The organism is Rhodococcus sp. SG20037 (assembly GCF_031763325.1).
Classification (GTDB): domain Bacteria; phylum Actinomycetota; class Actinomycetes; order Mycobacteriales; family Mycobacteriaceae; genus Rhodococcus_F; species Rhodococcus_F qingshengii.
Genome location: NZ_CP134497.1, coordinates 464,576 through 481,476 on the forward strand (window position 1 = coordinate 464,576; position 16,901 = coordinate 481,476).

The following is a 16,901-nucleotide window of genomic DNA, read 5'->3' on the forward strand; positions in this document are numbered from 1 at the left end:
CCGAGATCGAAGTGGAGAGACGGGTTGCGTTTTCCTTGCGGGAGAACGCAACCCGTTTCGATGGGGAGGGGAATGTATGGGTATCGGGGTTTCCAGAAGGTCGGTTCTGAAAGGGTCGGTAGTCGGCACAGCGGCTGTTGCTTTGGGTGCAAAGGCAGGTGCTGCTCCGGCGGGGAGTGTGGATATCGAGTCTCCGTTGATTTTTCATTCGCCGGAGTTCGAGCCGTTCTGTGACGAACTACATTCGTTGTCAACGCTTTCCGGAAACGAGATCACACTGACAGCGCAAGTGGGGCAACATGCCTTTCATCGGGATTTTCCCCCGTCCCCAGCACTGTCGTACCGCAGCGGAGAGATCGGTGGCGGTTATCTGGGCCCTACCGTCGAGGCGCATTCCGGCGAGCCGATCATGTTGACGTTCGAGAACGATCTGACCGGACATCCGTTGGCAGCGGACATGGATATGACGCTGCACGGAATGCAGGCCGACTTTCGTGCGCACCCGCCGACGTCGTTGCACTTGCACGGGGGAGTCACTTCACCTGAGAGCGACGGCCATCCGGAGCTGCTGGTGATGCCGGGACAGGCTGCGATGCATCACTTTTTGCACGGTCAGGAAGCCGCCCACCTCTGGTATCACGATCATGCGATGGGCATCACCCGGCTCAACGTCTACGCCGGTCTGATCGGCAACTATCTGATCAGGGATGAATTCGACACCGGCGAACTGGGAAATCCGTTGGGGTTGCCGGCCGAGGAATTCGAGATCCCGTTGATCCTGCAGGAGAAGATCTTCACGCCGACAGGCGCCCAGAACGGCCGATCCACCATCTTGATCCCGGAAGGATCGTGGGAAGGCGGCGCGGTGGGCGACGTCGGCTTGGTCAACGGCAAGGTGTGGCCGGAACTGTCCGTGGCTCGGGGCCTTTACCGCCTCCGCATCGTCAATGCGTCGTCGGCAAGTGTGTGGAATCTTCACTTCTCGAACATGATGACGTTCTGGGTCATCGGCAACGACGCCGGAATGCTCGACGCACCCGTCGCGGTCAATGCCTTCCGCTGCGCACCGGGGGAGCGGTACGACCTCCTCGTCGATTTCACCGGACTGTCGGAGGGATCGACGGTGGAGCTTCGCAACGACGAGGCGCCCCCGCTACCCGCCGCTGTCATCGGTGAAGTGACTATGCCGCTGTTCTGCCGGTTCCGCGGTGACGCCAGGCGCGGATTCACCGGTGGTGTTCCGTCGCAACTGCGCGGTGGGCGCCGGCAACGTGACGTTCTCGCCCCGTTGGAGCAGCCGACGGTAATTCGCACGGTGACGGTGAGCCAGCAACTGGAACTGCGGAATCCACCGGCTCAGATGACGCTGAACAACCTGACGTTCAGCACCACGGACGTCGAGAGGCCGCGGCAAGGCACCGTCGAGCAGTGGAACATCGTCAACACCACGCCGGACCCGCATCCGATACACCTGCACCTGGTGAATTTCCGGATTCTCGGCAGAACACCGATGCGGACGCTGGAGTACTTGATCCGACATCCGCAGCCGGTGATCGGCAACAAGTGGACTCCGTCGCCCGAAGGGTTCGAGGCGGGGCCGATGATCGCGCCGGCGCCGTGGGAAGCGGGAATGAAGGACACCGTCAGGGTGGACGGCGGCACCGTCACCCGGATCATCGTGCGATTCCCCACCGCGGATGAGCTGGGTTTCGATCCCGACGCGATGTTCGATCGTCTTCCGAGCGGTGGGATGACGGGCGGCGGGATGACGGGCGGCGGGCGCCACGATATGGCTGATTCTGGTCGACTCCAGGGATATGTGTGGCATTGCCATCTACTCGATCACGAAGATCACGACATGATGTTGCCGTATCGCATCGTGCCGTGAGTGCTTCCGGGGGCGCACCCGAAATGAACCGAAGCGGGCAGGCGTTCGCGCACCTGATCACCTCGGTCACCTAGCAGGATCGCTTCGGTCCTTCCCATGAATTTGGAACACGTTCTACAGTGAAAGGGCTGAGGTCTGTACCTCGGCCATGCGCCACCACCGAAGGTGGCGCGGACGATCTGCAGACCGGTTCGACGAATTACACGGAAGGAACACCTCACAGTGACCACAGAGGCATTCATTTATGAAGCCATCCGTACCCCGCGAGGCCGCGGCAAGAAGACCGGGTCGTTGCACTCGGTCAAGCCGATCTCGCTGGTCACGGGTCTGATCCAGGAACTGCGCGTGCGCTTTCCCGACCTCGACGAGGACCGGATCTCCGACCTCATCCTGGGCGTCGTCACCCCCGTTGGCGATCAGGGAATGGACATCGCCCGCGTTGCAGTCAACGATGCAGGACTGCCCGACACCGTCGGTGGCGTTCAGCTCAACCGTTTCTGCGCTTCCGGCCTCGAGGCCGTGAACATGGCTGCTCAGAAGGTTCGGTCCGGCTGGGACGAACTGGTGATCGCCGGTGGCGTCGAGTCGATGTCCCGCGTTCCGATGGGATCCGACGGTGGACCGTGGGCACTCGACCCCGCCACCAACTACGACAACTACTTCGTGCCGCAGGGCGTCGGCGCAGACCTCATCGCCACCATCGAGGGCTTCTCGCGTGACGACGTCGACGCATACGCCGTGCGCTCGCAGGACCTCGCCGCCAAGGCGTGGACCGGCGGATACTTCGCCAAGTCGGTAGTGCCGGTCAAGGACATCAACGGCATCACCATCCTCGACAACGACGAGCACATGCGTCCGGGCACCACGGCAGAGAACCTCGCCGGCTTGGCTCCCGCGTTCGGTGTGATCGGTGAAATCGGCGGATTCGACGCCGTGTCGCTGCAGAAGTACCACTGGGTCGAGAAGATCAACCACGTTCACCACGGCGGTAACAGCTCGGGAATCGTCGACGGCGCTGCCCTCGTACTCGTCGGTAGCGAGCAGGCCGGCAAGGACATGGGTCTGACGCCGCGCGCTCGCGTCGTCGCCACCGCCACCAGCGGCGCCGACTCCACCATCATGCTCACCGGCCCGACGCCGGCGTCGAAGAAGGTTCTGGCAGCTGCCGGCCTGACGGTCGACGACATCGACCTCTTCGAGATCAACGAGGCATTCGCTTCCGTCGTCCTGAAGTTCCAGAAGGACCTGAACATCCCGGACGAGAAGCTCAACGTCAACGGCGGCGCTATCGCCATGGGCCACCCCCTCGGTGCAACCGGCGCGATGATCACCGGAACGATGGTCGACGAGCTCGAGCGTCGTGGCGGCAAGCGCGCCCTCATCACCCTGTGCATCGGCGGCGGTATGGGCGTTGCCACCATCATCGAGCGCGTCTGACGCGGCGTCCGTCCTTCCAACGAGGCTTACCAGGAGTCAAGCAAAGTGACTGATCAGAACATCATCAACTGGGACCAGGACGCCGACGGCATCGTCGTGCTCACCATCAACGATCCCAACCAGGGCGCAAACACCATGAACGACGCGTACATCGCGTCGATGAAGGCCACCGTCGACCGTCTGGTCGCCGAGAAGGACTCCATCACCGGTGCCGTCATCACTTCCGGCAAGAAGACCTTCTTCGCCGGTGGCGACCTCAAGAACATGATCAAGGTCGGCCCCGAGCAGGCCGAGGAGATCTACAACCACAGCGTCGAGATCAAGGCAGACCTGCGTCGTCTCGAAACTCTCGGCAAGCCGGTCGTCGCCGCCATCAACGGCGCGGCGCTCGGCGGCGGTCTCGAGATCGCTCTCGCGACCCACCACCGCATCGCGGCAGACGTCAAGGGAGTCAAGATCGGCCTGCCCGAGGTCACCCTCGGCCTGCTGCCCGGCGGCGGCGGCGTCGTGCGTACCGTGCGGATGCTCGGCCTGCAGAACGCGCTCATGGGCGTCCTGCTCCAGGGGCAGCAGCGTGGACCCGTTCAGGCCAAGGAAGTCGGCCTCATCGACGAGGTCGTCGGCTCGGTAGAGGAGCTGGTTCCGGCTGCGAAGGCATGGATCAAGGCCAACCCCGAAGGCGGCGTTCAGCCGTGGGATGTCAAGGGCTACAAGATCCCTGGCGGAACTCCGTCCACTCCGGCATTCGCTGCCAACCTTCCGGCGTTCCCCGCGAACCTGCGTAAGCAGCTCAAGGGCGCTCCGATGCCGGCTCCGCGCGCCATCATGGCCGCAGCCGTCGAGGGTTCGCAGGTCGACATCGACAACGCGCTGCTCATCGAGGCTCGCTACTTCACCTCGCTGGTGACCGGCCGCGTCGCGAAGAACATGATCCAGGCGTTCTTCTTCGACCTGCAGTCGATCAACGGCGGCGGTTCACGTCCGGCAGGCATCGAGAAGTCCACCATCAAGAAGGTCGGTGTCCTCGGCGCGGGCATGATGGGCGCGGGCATCGCGTACGTCTCCGCCAAGGCAGGCTTCGACGTCGTGCTCAAGGACGTCACCATCGAGGCTGCGAACAAGGGCAAGGCGTACTCCGAAGGCATTGAGGCCAAGGCGCTCTCGCGCGGCAAGACCACGCAGGAGAAGTCCGACGCACTCCTCGCCAAGATCACCCCGACGGCTGACCCGGCAGATTTCGCCGGCGTCGACTTCGTCATCGAAGCAGTTTTCGAGAGCCAGGAACTCAAGCACAAGGTGTTCCAGGAGATCGAGGACATCGTCGATCCCAAGGCACTGCTGGGCTCGAACACCTCGACGCTGCCCATCACGGGTCTCGCCACCGGCGTGAAGCGTCAGGAAGACTTCATCGGCATCCACTTCTTCTCGCCCGTCGACAAGATGCCGCTGGTGGAGATCATCCGCGGTGAGAAGACCTCCGACGAGACTCTGGCTCGCGTGTTCGACTACGTCCAGGCGATCCGCAAGACGCCGATCGTGGTCAACGACTCGCGTGGCTTCTTCACCTCGCGTGTCATCGGCACCTTCATCAACGAGGCCATCGGCATGCTCGCCGAGGGCGTCGAGCCTGCCACCATCGAGCAGGCCGGTATGCAGGCCGGTTACCCGGCTGCGCCGCTTCAGCTTTCGGATGAGCTCAACCTCACCCTCATGCAGAAGATCCGCAAGGAATCTGCCGACGCCGCCAAGGCCGAAGGCAAGGAACTGCCGGCAGATCCGGCCGGCGAGGTCATCAACACCCTCGTCGAGAAGTTCGATCGTAAGGGCAAGCTCGGTGGAGCCGGCTTCTACGATTACGCCGAGGGCAAGCGCACCGGCCTGTGGTCCGGACTCCGCGAGAACTTCAACTCCGGAACCTCCGACGCCCCGATCCAGGACCTCATCGACCGCATGCTGTTCATCGAGGCGATCGAGACGCAGAAGTGCTTCGACGAGAACGTCCTGATCACCACGGCGGACGCCAACATCGGCTCCATCATGGGCATCGGATTCCCGGCCTGGACCGGTGGCGTTCACCAGTTCATCGTCGGTTACGAGGGCGGCACGGCCGGCTTCGTCGCTCGTGCAAAGGAACTCGCTGCGCAGTACGGCCCGCGGTTCACCCCGCCGGCTTCGCTAGGGGCATAGCCCCCGTGCGCCTTTTTGGTAGTTACGGCTACCAAAAAGGCGCACAGGGGTTCATCCCCAGCTGGTGAGTTATCCACAGACGAACTCCGACAGCGAATTTCACGTCAGTCCTGTCGGAGTTCGGCCTGACGCTTGGTGCCATGACTACGTCTCATGGTGGAAGCGAGTTTCTCCGGATTCTCGATGCGCAATCCGGTCTGGTACGGCAACAGCAACTCTCGTCATTCGGATACAACCGAGGGATGCTGCGGAACTTTCTGGACCGCGGCGAATGGCAGCGCGTTCTACAAGGCGTGTATGCAGTGACCGCTGGCCCGCTCACCAGAGAAATGATCTTGAACGCCGCTTGGCTTTATGGTGGCGCGCAAGCGATTCTGAGCCACGACACTGCAGCTGAGGAATGGGGAATGCGTCGCATCGACGCAGACAAGCCAGTCCATGTCACCGTGCCCTACGGCAAGTCCGCTCGCTGTCAGTCCGCGACAATCCGCCGAGTTCCAGCGCGAACGTCGGGTGCACTCGAGTGGGTGGCGTGGTTCACCCCGGGGTAGTCGTCCACCGATCCCGAGCCCACCGATACATCGGCGTGCCGTCAGTCATACCTCGAACGTCGCGGGCGGATACCGCGATTGATCTTGCGACCGCCGAATCCACAGCGCGAAGCGCCTACGTTTCACTCATCACCACAGTGACAAATGCGCGAATTCCGTTGAACGATGTGCGTCGTCGGATTGACGAACGAACACCACATCGATTCAAGGGTGCGCTTTCCGATGCGGTACGCCTCCTGGCAGACGGGGTGCAGTCAACGCTCGAATACCACTATGCGGTCGACGTGGAGCAGGCGCACGGGTTGCCGTCGGCCAGACGCCAGTCACCGGTTCGCGTCGACGGTCGCACGTTGTACGAGGATTGCGACTACAGCGAATTCGGTGTGCCGCTGATCGTGCGTCTCGACGGTCGGTGGGCGCATTCCATGGCCGAGGTGGCATTCCGTGATCGCCGCCGTGACAATGCGGCAGAGCTGGCAGGTCGTCCGCGGTTGGTCTACGGATTCGACGAGGTGATGAAGACCCCGTGCCAGGTTGCGCACGAGGTGGAGACGGTCTTGCGGCGCGGAGGCTGGGTGAGGACGCAGTCGGGTGCCTGCGGCACCTGTGCGCCTTTTTGGTAGTGCCGACTACCAAAAAGGCGCACAGGGGCTTTGCCCCTAGGCCTTCCACCACGGGCGAAGCGGCACATGCGCCTCACCCTTGGGGCCGAGCTTCACGGCCAGAACCTGGTGCAGCTGAACGACATTGCGCTCGAACCCGAGTCGTGAGCCGGCCATGTACAGGCCCCAGACGCGGGCGGTTCCTTCGCCGACCTCGGCGACGCACGCGTCCCAGTTGTCGACGAGATTCTGGCACCATCCGGCGAGCGTCAGTGCGTAATGCTCGCGAAGGTTCTCTTCGTGACGCACCTCGAGGCCGACGTTCTGGATTTCGGAGATGATGCGACCCGAACCGGTGAGCTCCCCGTCGGGGAAGACGTACCGGTCGATGAATCCGCCTGCCTTGGCGCTGCTTCGGTTGTCCGGACGGGTGATGCAGTGGTTGAGCAGACGCCCACCCTCACGCAGCTTGCCCTTGAGGAACTCGAAGTACGCCGGGTAGTTTCCGACGCCGATGTGCTCGGTCAGGCCGATGGAGGACACTGCGTCGAATCCGGTCTCGGCCACGTCGCGGTAGTCGGAGAAACGGACCTGGGCGAGATCGGCGAGGCCCTCGTCCTCGATGGCCTTCTGTGCCCAATCCGCTTGCTCGCGAGAGAGAGTCACGCCGATCACCTTGACGCCGCGCCTGGCCGCGTAGCGGACCATCGAGCCCCAGCCGCAGCCGATGTCGAGAAGTCGATCACCCTTCTGGAGTCCGAGCTTCTCGAACACCAGGCGGTACTTGTTCTCCTGGGCTTCTTCGAGCGTCTGTTCCGCATTGTCGTAAGCGGCACAGGTGTACGTCATGGACGGGCCGAGGACGTACTCGTAGAAGGTGTTGGAGACGTCGTAGTGGTGATGGATGACTTCGGCGTCACGAGTCTTGGAGTGACGCAGTCCTTCTGCGACGCGACGCCACCGAGGGAGATGTTCCTGGGGCGGCGGGGCGATGGGCCGCAACAGATCCCAGCCCAGGGAGCGCGTGATGCTGGCGAGCGTCAGTGCGGACGGGCGCTTGAGGTGGAGTTCGTCACCCATGATGCGCAGGATCTCGTACGGATCACCGGGGTGGACGCCCTCGGCTTCGAGATCGCCGGAGACGTACGCGCGGGCCATGCCGAGGTCACCGGGAGCTGTTGCGAGATAAGTGGTTCCGCGAGTCGACTTGAGGTGCAGTCCGTAGTCGGCATCTTCGGGGCCGGCGGTGCTGCCGTCGTACGCGGTGAATCGAAGCGGCAGCATGCCGTCGGAAAGCGTCTCGAGAATCTCGGCAATAGAGAGCTTGTCCTGGCTTTTGGAGTCTTTGAACGTGGTCATTTACGTTGCACCGCCTTAGAGAATAGATCCAATAAACGGGATTTCGGGTCGTAGCGTTCCTTGAGTCCGATGTACCGGTCGCCGCCGTAGTACAGCTCCTCGAAGTCTTCCTTCGAGTAGTAGGAGTCGGAGTAGAGCGATTTGTGTCCGTCGAAATCGCTGACCTTTTCTTCGATCAGTCGATTTGCTGCCCCCTCGCGCTCACCGGGAACGATCGGCACCGAAGACCAGAAGCCGATGTTGACGTAGGTGCGCTTGGGTTCGAGGGGGTAGAGGGGCCACGGCCGTGATGCAGAAGCGGCGGCAGGGCTTGGCTCGCGAAGACGCAACGGGCACAACCACAGTGGTTCGATCGGGATTTCCTCGAGGAACCACGAGACGAAGTCCGCGGTTCGTTCGATGGGTACCTCGACGTCCTGGACGACGCGTTCGCGCGGGGGCTTGCCCTTGCGCTTTTCGAGGCGATCTCCGATGTCGTACTTGTGGTCGAGGGCGATCAGCTTCCAGTAGAAGCTGCTGCGCAGGTACTGCTTGGGCCAGAAGCGCCGGATCTTCGGGTTCTGTGCACCGAAAGCTCGTGAGCACCAGAACCAGTCGGTGTCCCAGCGCCACAGGTAGTCGCGAATGGTCAAGCGATCCGTCTTGGGCTGGGTGAGTGACGAATGCTGGATCGACCGGTAGAAGATGTCCTGGTCGGTGTAATCGCTGACCGGGCCTTCCTCGTCGGTTTGCACGCCGAGTGTGAGGTAGCTCTCGGAATCGGTGAAGACCACCCCGTCGAGATAGTCGACGGCGATCCCGTCGTACTCGCGTTCGGTGACGATGCGATCCATCGTTTCTTCGAGCTTCTTCAACGAATCGAAGCGCACGTGGCGCAAGGCGACGTACTTCTTGACGGGTTCGAGTGCGATCTTCAATCGCGTCGAATAGCCAAGGGTGCCGTAGGAATTGGGGAAACCGAAGAACAGTTCGGCGTGTTCGCCGTCCGGTGTTGCGGTGATGATCTCGCCGCTTCCGGTCAGTACGTCGATTTCGAGTACCGACTCGTGCGGCAGGCCGTTGCGGAACGAGGTGGACTCGATGCCCAGGCCGGTCACCGCACCGCCCAGGGTGATGGTCTTGAGTTGAGGCACGACCAGGGGCGCCAGCCCGTAGGGCAGCGTCGCGTCGACGAGGTCCTCGTACGTGCACATGCCGGCGACGTCGGCTGTGCGCGCCTGCGCATCGACGGCGATGACACCTGCCAGACCGCTGACGTCGAGGCCGGGGGCCGACGTCTTGGCGCGAGCGCGGAACAGATTGGATGTCTTCTTTGCCAGGCGTACAGAAGCATCGGCGGGAATGGCGCGGTATGACGCGAGTAGGCGTTCGACGCCTTCTCTGTGCTGCTCGAACCCCATTTCACGCGCAGCATCGGAACCCGGGCCTTGCTTTGTCCGGATTCGATCTAACTTCTGAACTACCCCATTGAACGAGAGAGTCACACCTTGACGCTATCGGTAGTTGCGTGTGCAAGCTATCCGGAGGGGTATTAATGCCCGAATTTGATCGAGTTGTTGCAATCGAACTCGGTAAATGCTCCGAGTGGTGAACCAGCTCACACGGAATGGGTAGATGGTCGAGATACCCGGGCGCAGCAGGCAGTATGGAAAGGAATATCTGCGCAGTTCGAGGTGCGGATTCGGGTAGTCATTCGCGGTATCGAGCCGCGTTGGTCGAGCAAGGAGACGTAGGGCATATGGGTCAGGTCAATGCAATGAGTTCGACAGTCGTCACAGCAGCACCCGACAAGGTGCTCGCGGCGCTCTCGGACTACGAGACGGTTCGCCCGCGAATCCTGTCCGAGCAGTACCTCGACTACAAGGTCGTCGAAGGTGGCCAGGGTGACGGAACCGTCGCGCAGTGGACGCTCAAGGCGACGGAAAAGCGCTCGCGCAACGTCAAGGCGACAGTGACGGTCGACGGCAACGTCATCACCGAGAAGGACGCGAACTCCAGCCTCGTCACCACCTGGACCGTTGCCCCCAACGGCACCGGAACGACGGTGACGACGCTCACCCAGTGGCAGGGTGCCACCGGTATCGGCGGCTTCTTCGAGCGCACGTTCGCTCCGAAGGGTCTGCAGCGCATCCAGGCCCAGGTCCTGGACAACCTCAAGCGCGAACTCGTCTAACCGATCCTGCATCACCGAGATGGCGTCGTACCTTCACCGGTACGGCGCCTTCTTTCACGGGCCGGTAATGATCCGTCCGAATTCGGTGAGTGCGGGGTTTCCGCTTTCCCAGTAATCGCTGTGAACTCCGAACCCAGGCTCCCCGGGAGATCCGGTGAATACCTGCGCGCCGAATTCCGGATCCGACGGGTCGAACCCGTGGACTCCGAGGATCTTGGGGATCAATTGGACCGGATCCCAGAAGGCCGTCGTCGAATGAACATGGTGAGCCACCTCGTCCGAGTCGACGCCGTCCAGGCTCAGTTCGTTCACGCGCTCGGCATCGACGCCGGGGCTTGCGACAAAAACCAGTTCGTCGACGTCGAGAGAAGCGCCACGGGTAGTCGCAGCACCGATCACGGTGCTGCCGTAGGAATGACCGATCACCACGTTGTGCGAAGGCGGACCGTCATGCGAGGTTCGTAACCCGTCCTGGAAGCCGTCGAGCCTCGGCGCTGCGGAGTTGGCGTACCGATCCGAGGCTGCGTCGGGAATGCCTGGGGGAGCGTCGTATCCGGACCACAGGATCACTGATGTGGCTTCCGTTGGCGCCGCCCTGACCGCCGCGTCGTACATGGCCTTGGTTCGTTGCAGGTCTCCGCCGACGCCCGACAGCCCGGAGCCGGTTCCGGGGACCAGTGTTGCGACGTTGCCGGCGGCATCGGGATTACCGACTGCCACGACGGCATGCCCAGCCGTGACCGAGAGAAGGAACGTGTCCGGTCGAAGTTCGCCGCGCACGGCCGTGTATCCGGCAGCTACCGTTCGATCCGGCAACTGCTCGAGCGCAGAGAGGTACCGCCGGTTGTAGTAGTCCCGGTCGAGAGCGGGAAGGCCGTCGCGGCTACCGATGGACGGATCCCACCTCGCCAACGCGTCTTTCTCGTTGGGCGTGAGCAATTCCCAGAGTCGGTGTAGCTCCGTGGGTGTCCCGGGGAGTGTCGACCTCCCGTCGAGGATGTCGACGACAGTGCGGTCGAGGCGATCAGGCTGATTGCCAAGGAGTGATCCGATCTCTCGGAATGCCGCACGCAGAGCAGTCGCGGCCCGGTTGTCTTCGTCGTCGAGTGCCGTCAATGCAGTGGAGATCTTCTGCTGAAAAACCTGTGCAGCCGTGGCGTTTTCGGAATCTTGCATGGCGTCGGCCAGATTCCATGGCTGCTTCGTCTCAGGTGCCGATACCGCTCCACTGTCTGACACCGTCAAGCCGTGTTCGAGAGTCGCCTCCTCGACCAGGTCCAGAACTGATTTTCGCGCCGCACCGATCGTATTGGACGCTCCGCCATACAGATCCGCAACTACGCGAACTGCAATCGACAGCCGGGACGAGGAAAGCGAGATGCCAGACCACTGCACTGCCGCCGCGCTCGACGCTTGTCCCTGCCAGAATTCGCGGACGGCGTCGATGCTGCGTCCGGCGTCATTGCCGAGAGCTTCGATCTGCCGGTCGATGTCGATCAGTTCCGAAGCGCTTGTGCGCAATTTCTCCGGTGACCACGTTCGAAGCTGAGAGACGGTGGGCCGCATCAGTAGGCTCCGCGCAGTTCGGACACCACTTCGCCCTCGGCAGCGTCGTACAGACGTGCTGCGGCAGCGGTTCCCGACGCCATGAGTCCCAATTGCGTAGCCAGGTGCCGGTACGCGTCGGCGATGACGCCGGCATTCCCAGTCGACACAGCCGCGACAGCGGACGAGTTCAGGGCCGCCGCGGCTTCGAAAATCGGGCCGGCGGAATCGATCCCCGAGATCTGATCCGCAATTCGAGACAGATCAGCTGAAAGTTGCTGCAGAGCAGCGAAATCTACCTGAAGTATCGGCCCCATGGCAGAACCGTATCCAGGTGAGCGGGCTACCTCGGCGGTGCCGACATACCTGTGGACAAGTGGAATTTCTCCACAGAAGACAGGTCAGGGGGTTGTGAGGAAGGCGGTGACTCCGCTGGTGACGGCGGACGCATATTCCTGCTGACCGTCCGGGCTCGTCATGCGCGCTGCCTCGTCGGCATTTCGCATGTTGCCGAGTTCGACCAGAATCGACGGCCGCTGCGACAGATTGAGTCCCGTCAGATCGGCGCGTGGTGCCAGCCCGTCGTCACCGATGTAGGTCGACGGGGTGAGTCCGGCTGTGACGAGTGAGTCGCGCATGGTTTCGGCAAAGGTGACGGACGGGCCGGCCTGCACCGCGTTCAGCGGGGGCGCGGAGTAGCAGACGTGGAAGCCCTCGGCTCCGGCTGCTGCGCCGTCCGCGTGAATGCTCACCACTACGTCGGCGCCGGAGGAATTGGCAGCTTCGGCGCGTGCGTCGACGCAAGATCCGACGCTGATGTCGTCCGGTCGACTCAGGACCACTGTGGCGCCTTGGCCTTCGAGTTCGCTCTTGACCAGGCTCGCGACTTCCCAGTTGAAGGTGTGCTCGGGGAACCCGGCATCGGTGTTGGTGCCGGTGGTCTGGCAGTTCTTGGTGCCGCCGCGGCCCGTGGGGACCTGGGTGTTGATGCTGTCGTCGTTCGCCCCGCTGTGCCCGGGATCGAGGAAGACGACCTTGCCGGTGAGCGCAGCGGGGACGTCAGCGGCGACAGTGCTCAGCGGAGACACCTCGACCGAAGTCGTGGCCTCGGCAGTCTCGGTCGGAATCGTGCACGCAGCGCTCAGAAGCCCAGCCCCGACCACGGCGATCAGGGCAGTGGAGCGGAACACACGTGATGCCATGTTTGACCCTCTTGACGGTTTTACGGTGTCTGACTGGTTCCGGCGCACCCGCTCACGGTAGCGCGCACCGACTACGCTGGTGGGGATAACTCTGTAGAAAGGACCGCTCGTGCAACCAGGTGGAGCACCCGACATGTCTGCTCTGTTGGCTCAGGCTCAGCAGATGCAGCAGCAATTGATGGCGGCGCAGCAGGAAATGGCTCAGGCCGAAGTGACCGGTCAGGCCGGTGGCGGACTGGTTGTCGCCACGGTCAAGGGCACCGGCGAGGTTGTCGGTCTGCAGATCGATCCCAAGGTCGTCGACCCCGAAGATGTCGAGACGCTGCAGGATCTGGTGATCGGCGCGATCGAGGACGCTTCGCGTAAGGCACAGGAAGTCGCTGCTGAGAAGCTCGGCCCGTTGGCCGGCGGACTCGGCGGAGGCCTTCCCGGTCTCCCCGGCTTCTAGAAACGAGAACGCGTGTACGAAGGTCCGGTTCAGGATCTGATCGACGAACTCGGGAAGCTTCCCGGAGTCGGGCCGAAGAGCGCTCAACGCATCGCTTTTCACCTGCTCTCCGTGGAGCCTCCCGAGATCGACCGTTTGAAAAATGCATTGCAGCGCATCCGTGACGGCGTTCAGTTCTGCACGGTGTGCGGAACTGTCTCCGATCAGGAGAAGTGCCGCATCTGCGCCGACGCACGTCGCGATCGCACGGTGATCTGCGTCGTGGAGGAACCGAAGGACGTCCAGGCCGTCGAACGCACCCGTGAGTTCAAGGGTCGCTATCACGTGCTCGGCGGTGCGCTCAATCCGCTCTCGGGGATCGGGCCGGACCAGTTGCGTATCCGGGAGTTGTTGGCTCGCATCGCAAATCAGGAGGACGGCGTCGACGTGTCCGAGGTCATCATCGCCACCGACCCCAACACGGAGGGTGAGGCGACAGCTACCTATCTCGTTCGCATGATGCGAGACATTCCGGGGCTGACGGTGTCTCGGTTGGCTTCGGGTCTTCCGATGGGTGGCGATCTCGAATTCGCAGACGAGTTGACGCTGGGTCGCGCATTGTCCGGCCGTCGCGAATTGTCGCGGAACGCTTGATGAGCGGCACGGAGCAAGGTCAGCAGGTGCGTCGTACGTCCGAGCAGACGCGTGCGCAGATCATCGCGTCGGCCGGGAAAGCATTCGCGACTCGGCCGTACCGCGAAATCACGCTCAAGGACATCGCCGAAGACGCAGGCGTCAGCGCACCGCTGATCATCAAGTACTTCGGTTCCAAAGAGCAGTTGTACGACGAGTTGGTCGACTTCCGGGCAGCGGCAGTCACGGTCTTCGACGCCCCGAACGACTCGCTCGGCGAGCGCATGGTCTCGCTGTTCACCAAGCCGTTGGAGTCGTACAAGCCGCTGTCCATGAGCTTGTTGTTCATGAGCGGCGTCAGTGAAGAGAGCAACCGCAAGCTGCGCGAGAACTATTCGACGCAGATGATCGACACCCTCGCCGCTCGCCTGTCCGGCCCCGACGCGAGATTGCGCGCGGAACTGGCGATGTCGATGGTGGTCGGAGTGGCGATCATGCGCCGACGGATGATGGCCGGCCATGCCACCGGCACCCAGGACGAGGTGGTTGCGCTGTACGCACCGCTGGTGCAAAAGCTGCTCGACGGGTGAGCGGCGTCACAATTCTTGCTAGGTAAATATCCGTTCACCTAATGTAGGTGAACGGATATTTACCTAGTGAGAACAGGCGGTGTGGGGTGACGACGCTCGACCGTCCGCCGGGCACGCCTGCAGTCACCACCTCCGATGCGGGACTCGCGCAGCCGCGCTCCCGCTTCCTGTTCCCCATCGTTGTCGCCGCCGCAGTGTTCCAGGCTGTTCTGCAGACGGTCATCGTTCCACTGCTGCCGGAGTTGCCGCACTTCACCGGCGCTGGACGCACGGCCGTGTCCTGGCTGGTGACCGTCACGCTGCTGGTCGGCGCTGTCGTCACTCCCATCTTCGGTCGACTCGCCGACATGTTCGGCAAGAAGAAGATGCTTCTGGTTGCTTTCTCGATGATGACCCTCGGCTCGATGTTGTGTGCGCTGTCGTCGGACATCGCTGTACTCATCTTCGCGAGAGCGTTGCAGGGGGCCGGGTCGGCGGTCATCCCCATCGGAATTTCCATGCTCCGTGACGAATTGCCACGCAACAAGGTCAACGGCGCAGTGGCCATGATGAGTTCGACGCTCGGCGTCGGAACCGCTTTGGGCATACCGTTTTCCGCGATGATCGCGCAGTACTCGAATTGGCACGTCCTGTTCTGGGTAACCACCGCCATCGGGCTGTCCGTGACTCTTGCTGCGGTGCTGTTCATTCGAGAGTCCGAGCCGAATCCGTCGGGAAGATTCGACGGCGTCGGGGCGGTTGGTCTGAGCGCCGCGATGATTGCTCTGCTTGTGCCGATCACTCAGGGGTCGAGTTGGGGGTGGACCAGTGGAGCGGTGATCTCCATGCTGGCCGCGTCGGCGGTGCTGTTCGCGCTCTGGGTAATTCAACAGCGGCGCAACGTCAATCCGCTGGTCGACGTCCGTGCTCTCGTGAAACGTGCGGTGTTGATCCCGCATCTGGCGGCTCTGCTGGTCGGGTTCGCGTTTTTCGGGAACACGCTGATCACGACACAACTGCTGCAGGGGATGAAGGGGCCGGGTGCCGGGTACGGCCTGTCGATCATCGCGGCAGCGCTCTGCCAGATTCCGGCGAGTATCGCGATGGTGCTGTTCTCACCGGTTGCGGTGCGTATCACCGACCGCTTCGGTTCACGGACCGCGATGTTGACCGGCGCCGTGTTCCTCGCCGGCGGGTACGGGATTCACGCCGTTGCCGGTAAGCCACTGTGGGGGGTGGTTGCAGCACTGGGTATCACAGCGGTCGGGACTGCCATCGTGTACAGCACGCTCTCGCTGCTGATTCTGGTTGCCGTACCTCGTCAGCGACTGGCGGCCGCCAACGGGGTGAACTCACTTCTGCGGACGTCCGGAAGCACGATCTGCAGTGCGACGGTGGCAACCATTCTCGCTGCATTCGTGATCAGCGGTTCGGAACATTCCACGTCGTGGACCGGATTCTCCGTCGCCTACCTGGTGTGCGCGGGCTGCGCGGTGGTCGTGTTCGCGGTGTCGATCCTGTTGCCGCAGGGACGAACCCCGAAACATCTGGATTTGCCGGATCTGGTCAGGCGACCCTGAATCCCGAGAGGAAGAGCGTGATCATCAGATCCGCGAACTCGTCGGTGGTGTACTTCTGGCGATCCGGCCAATGCGTTGTCGACCACAAGGTGTCTCGTACCGATCGATAGAAAATTTCCGGTGCCACGTCTTTGCGGAAGATTCCCTGATCGACGCCTTCGGCAATCGCTTTCATCCAATGCTCGCGGACTTGGCGGGAAGGCCCGTCGACGGATTGCAGGAGATCGTTGTCGCGAAGATAAGCCCGATCGTTCTGGTAGATCGCCGTCGGGTGCGGGTGTAGTTCGATGACGACCAGCGTCTCGCGGATCAAGCCGCGCAGGACTTCCTCGGGGTCGTTTGCCGTCTTCTCCACCTGATCGAAGCGGAGCTGAATGTCGGTGATGAAGCCGCGCATGAGCTCGGCAACTATCGCATTCTTCGACTTGAAGTAGTGGTAGAGGCTGCCCGAGAACACACCGGCGGCGTCGCCGATCTCGCGAACGGTCGTGGTGGCGACACCCTTCCTGGCAAACAGCTCGGCTGAGCTCTCCAGGATCTTCTCCCGACGATCTGGTGATGCCACTGAAATCTCCACTGGTTGTCGGTCCTGCTCAGGGCAGGGTTTCGGGGGTGCCGGGCTGCCGGCGTCGAACGTAGCGCAATCCTGCCCGATAGCTCCGGCTCGAACCAATTCGTCGGTGAGATCGCGTGTTTCCACTTCCGGATTCCTATGCTAGCTTCAAAATCAAGCGCTTGCTCAACTTTC

Annotated in this window: 14 protein-coding genes and 1 pseudogene; 9 read left to right on the forward strand and 6 right to left on the reverse strand. The window is 62.5% G+C overall.

Annotated features, from left to right (window positions below; genetic code table 11):
- Nucleotides 1-76 precede the first annotated feature (76 nt).
- From RHP72_RS02190 to RHP72_RS29380, 4 genes and pseudogenes are all read left to right on the forward strand, one after another.
- Entirely contained in the window at nt 77-1,888 is a 1,812-nt protein-coding gene (locus tag RHP72_RS02190; protein ID WP_311094250.1) for a multicopper oxidase domain-containing protein, read from the forward strand.
- Between the two features lie 222 nt (nt 1,889-2,110).
- On the forward strand, nt 2,111-3,325 hold the full coding sequence (locus tag RHP72_RS02195; RefSeq protein WP_007731553.1) for an acetyl-CoA C-acetyltransferase: 1,215 nt from the start codon (nt 2,111-2,113) through the stop codon (nt 3,323-3,325).
- A gap of 45 nt (nt 3,326-3,370) precedes the next feature.
- Entirely contained in the window at nt 3,371-5,512 is a 2,142-nt protein-coding gene (locus tag RHP72_RS02200) for a 3-hydroxyacyl-CoA dehydrogenase NAD-binding domain-containing protein (protein ID WP_030535720.1), read from the forward strand.
- Nucleotides 5,513-5,652: 140 nt separating this feature from the next.
- A pseudogene (locus RHP72_RS29380) lies at nt 5,653-6,686 on the forward strand (type IV toxin-antitoxin system AbiEi family antitoxin domain-containing protein).
- A gap of 36 nt (nt 6,687-6,722) precedes the next feature.
- Here the strand turns inward: RHP72_RS29380 and RHP72_RS02215 are convergent.
- Together RHP72_RS02215 and RHP72_RS02220 are read right to left on the reverse strand one after the other, a co-directional pair.
- Nucleotides 6,723-8,024 carry a class I SAM-dependent methyltransferase gene (locus RHP72_RS02215; RefSeq protein ID WP_003943932.1) on the reverse strand — a complete coding sequence of 434 codons (1,302 nt, stop codon included), beginning with the start codon at nt 8,022-8,024 and terminating at the stop codon, nt 6,723-6,725.
- Nucleotides 8,021-9,424, reverse strand: coding sequence for an FAD-binding oxidoreductase (locus RHP72_RS02220; RefSeq protein ID WP_007731548.1), 1,404 nt, complete (start codon nt 9,422-9,424; stop codon nt 8,021-8,023). Before RHP72_RS02220 ends, RHP72_RS02215 begins: the two co-directional genes overlap by 4 nt.
- A 338-nt stretch (nt 9,425-9,762) precedes the next feature.
- Between RHP72_RS02220 and RHP72_RS02225 the strand changes: the two genes are divergently transcribed.
- A complete protein-coding gene (locus tag RHP72_RS02225; protein ID WP_003943959.1) occupies nt 9,763-10,197 on the forward strand; it encodes an SRPBCC family protein in 435 nt (144 codons plus the stop codon).
- 54 nt (nt 10,198-10,251) lie between these two features.
- On the opposite strand, the gene RHP72_RS02230 is transcribed toward RHP72_RS02225, so the two are convergent.
- From RHP72_RS02230 to RHP72_RS02240, 3 genes are all read right to left on the reverse strand, one after another.
- Nucleotides 10,252-11,763, reverse strand: coding sequence for an alpha/beta hydrolase (locus RHP72_RS02230; RefSeq protein ID WP_311094253.1), 1,512 nt, complete (start codon nt 11,761-11,763; stop codon nt 10,252-10,254).
- Complete coding sequence (locus RHP72_RS02235; protein ID WP_021332904.1) at nt 11,763-12,059, reverse strand: hypothetical protein; 297 nt, start codon at nt 12,057-12,059, stop codon at nt 11,763-11,765. The genes RHP72_RS02230 and RHP72_RS02235 overlap by 1 nt, the downstream gene beginning before the upstream one ends.
- An 84-nt stretch (nt 12,060-12,143) precedes the next feature.
- Nucleotides 12,144-12,944 carry an Rv3717 family N-acetylmuramoyl-L-alanine amidase gene (locus tag RHP72_RS02240; protein WP_003943843.1) on the reverse strand — a complete coding sequence of 267 codons (801 nt, stop codon included), beginning with the start codon at nt 12,942-12,944 and terminating at the stop codon, nt 12,144-12,146.
- Between the two features lie 109 nt (nt 12,945-13,053).
- Here RHP72_RS02240 and RHP72_RS02245 point away from each other — a divergent pair, with 109 nt between their 5' ends.
- From RHP72_RS02245 to RHP72_RS02260, 4 genes are all read left to right on the forward strand, one after another.
- Nucleotides 13,054-13,392, forward strand: coding sequence for a YbaB/EbfC family nucleoid-associated protein (locus RHP72_RS02245; protein ID WP_003943929.1), 339 nt, complete (start codon nt 13,054-13,056; stop codon nt 13,390-13,392).
- 12 nt (nt 13,393-13,404) lie between these two features.
- Nucleotides 13,405-14,025, forward strand: coding sequence for a recombination mediator RecR (recR, locus tag RHP72_RS02250; RefSeq protein WP_003943917.1), 621 nt, complete (start codon nt 13,405-13,407; stop codon nt 14,023-14,025).
- A complete protein-coding gene (locus RHP72_RS02255) occupies nt 14,025-14,594 on the forward strand; it encodes a TetR/AcrR family transcriptional regulator (protein WP_007731538.1) in 570 nt (189 codons plus the stop codon). The genes recR and RHP72_RS02255 overlap by 1 nt, the downstream gene beginning before the upstream one ends.
- Before the next feature lie 86 nt (nt 14,595-14,680).
- The gene (locus RHP72_RS02260) at nt 14,681-16,153 is read left to right on the forward strand and encodes an MFS transporter (RefSeq protein ID WP_054188607.1); all 1,473 of its coding nucleotides are present in this window, start codon (nt 14,681-14,683) and stop codon (nt 16,151-16,153) included.
- Here RHP72_RS02260 and RHP72_RS02265 read toward each other — a convergent pair.
- A complete protein-coding gene (locus tag RHP72_RS02265; RefSeq protein ID WP_175280092.1) occupies nt 16,140-16,853 on the reverse strand; it encodes a TetR/AcrR family transcriptional regulator in 714 nt (237 codons plus the stop codon). The genes RHP72_RS02260 and RHP72_RS02265 overlap by 14 nt on opposite strands.
- Between the last annotated feature and the right edge of the window lie 48 nt (nt 16,854-16,901).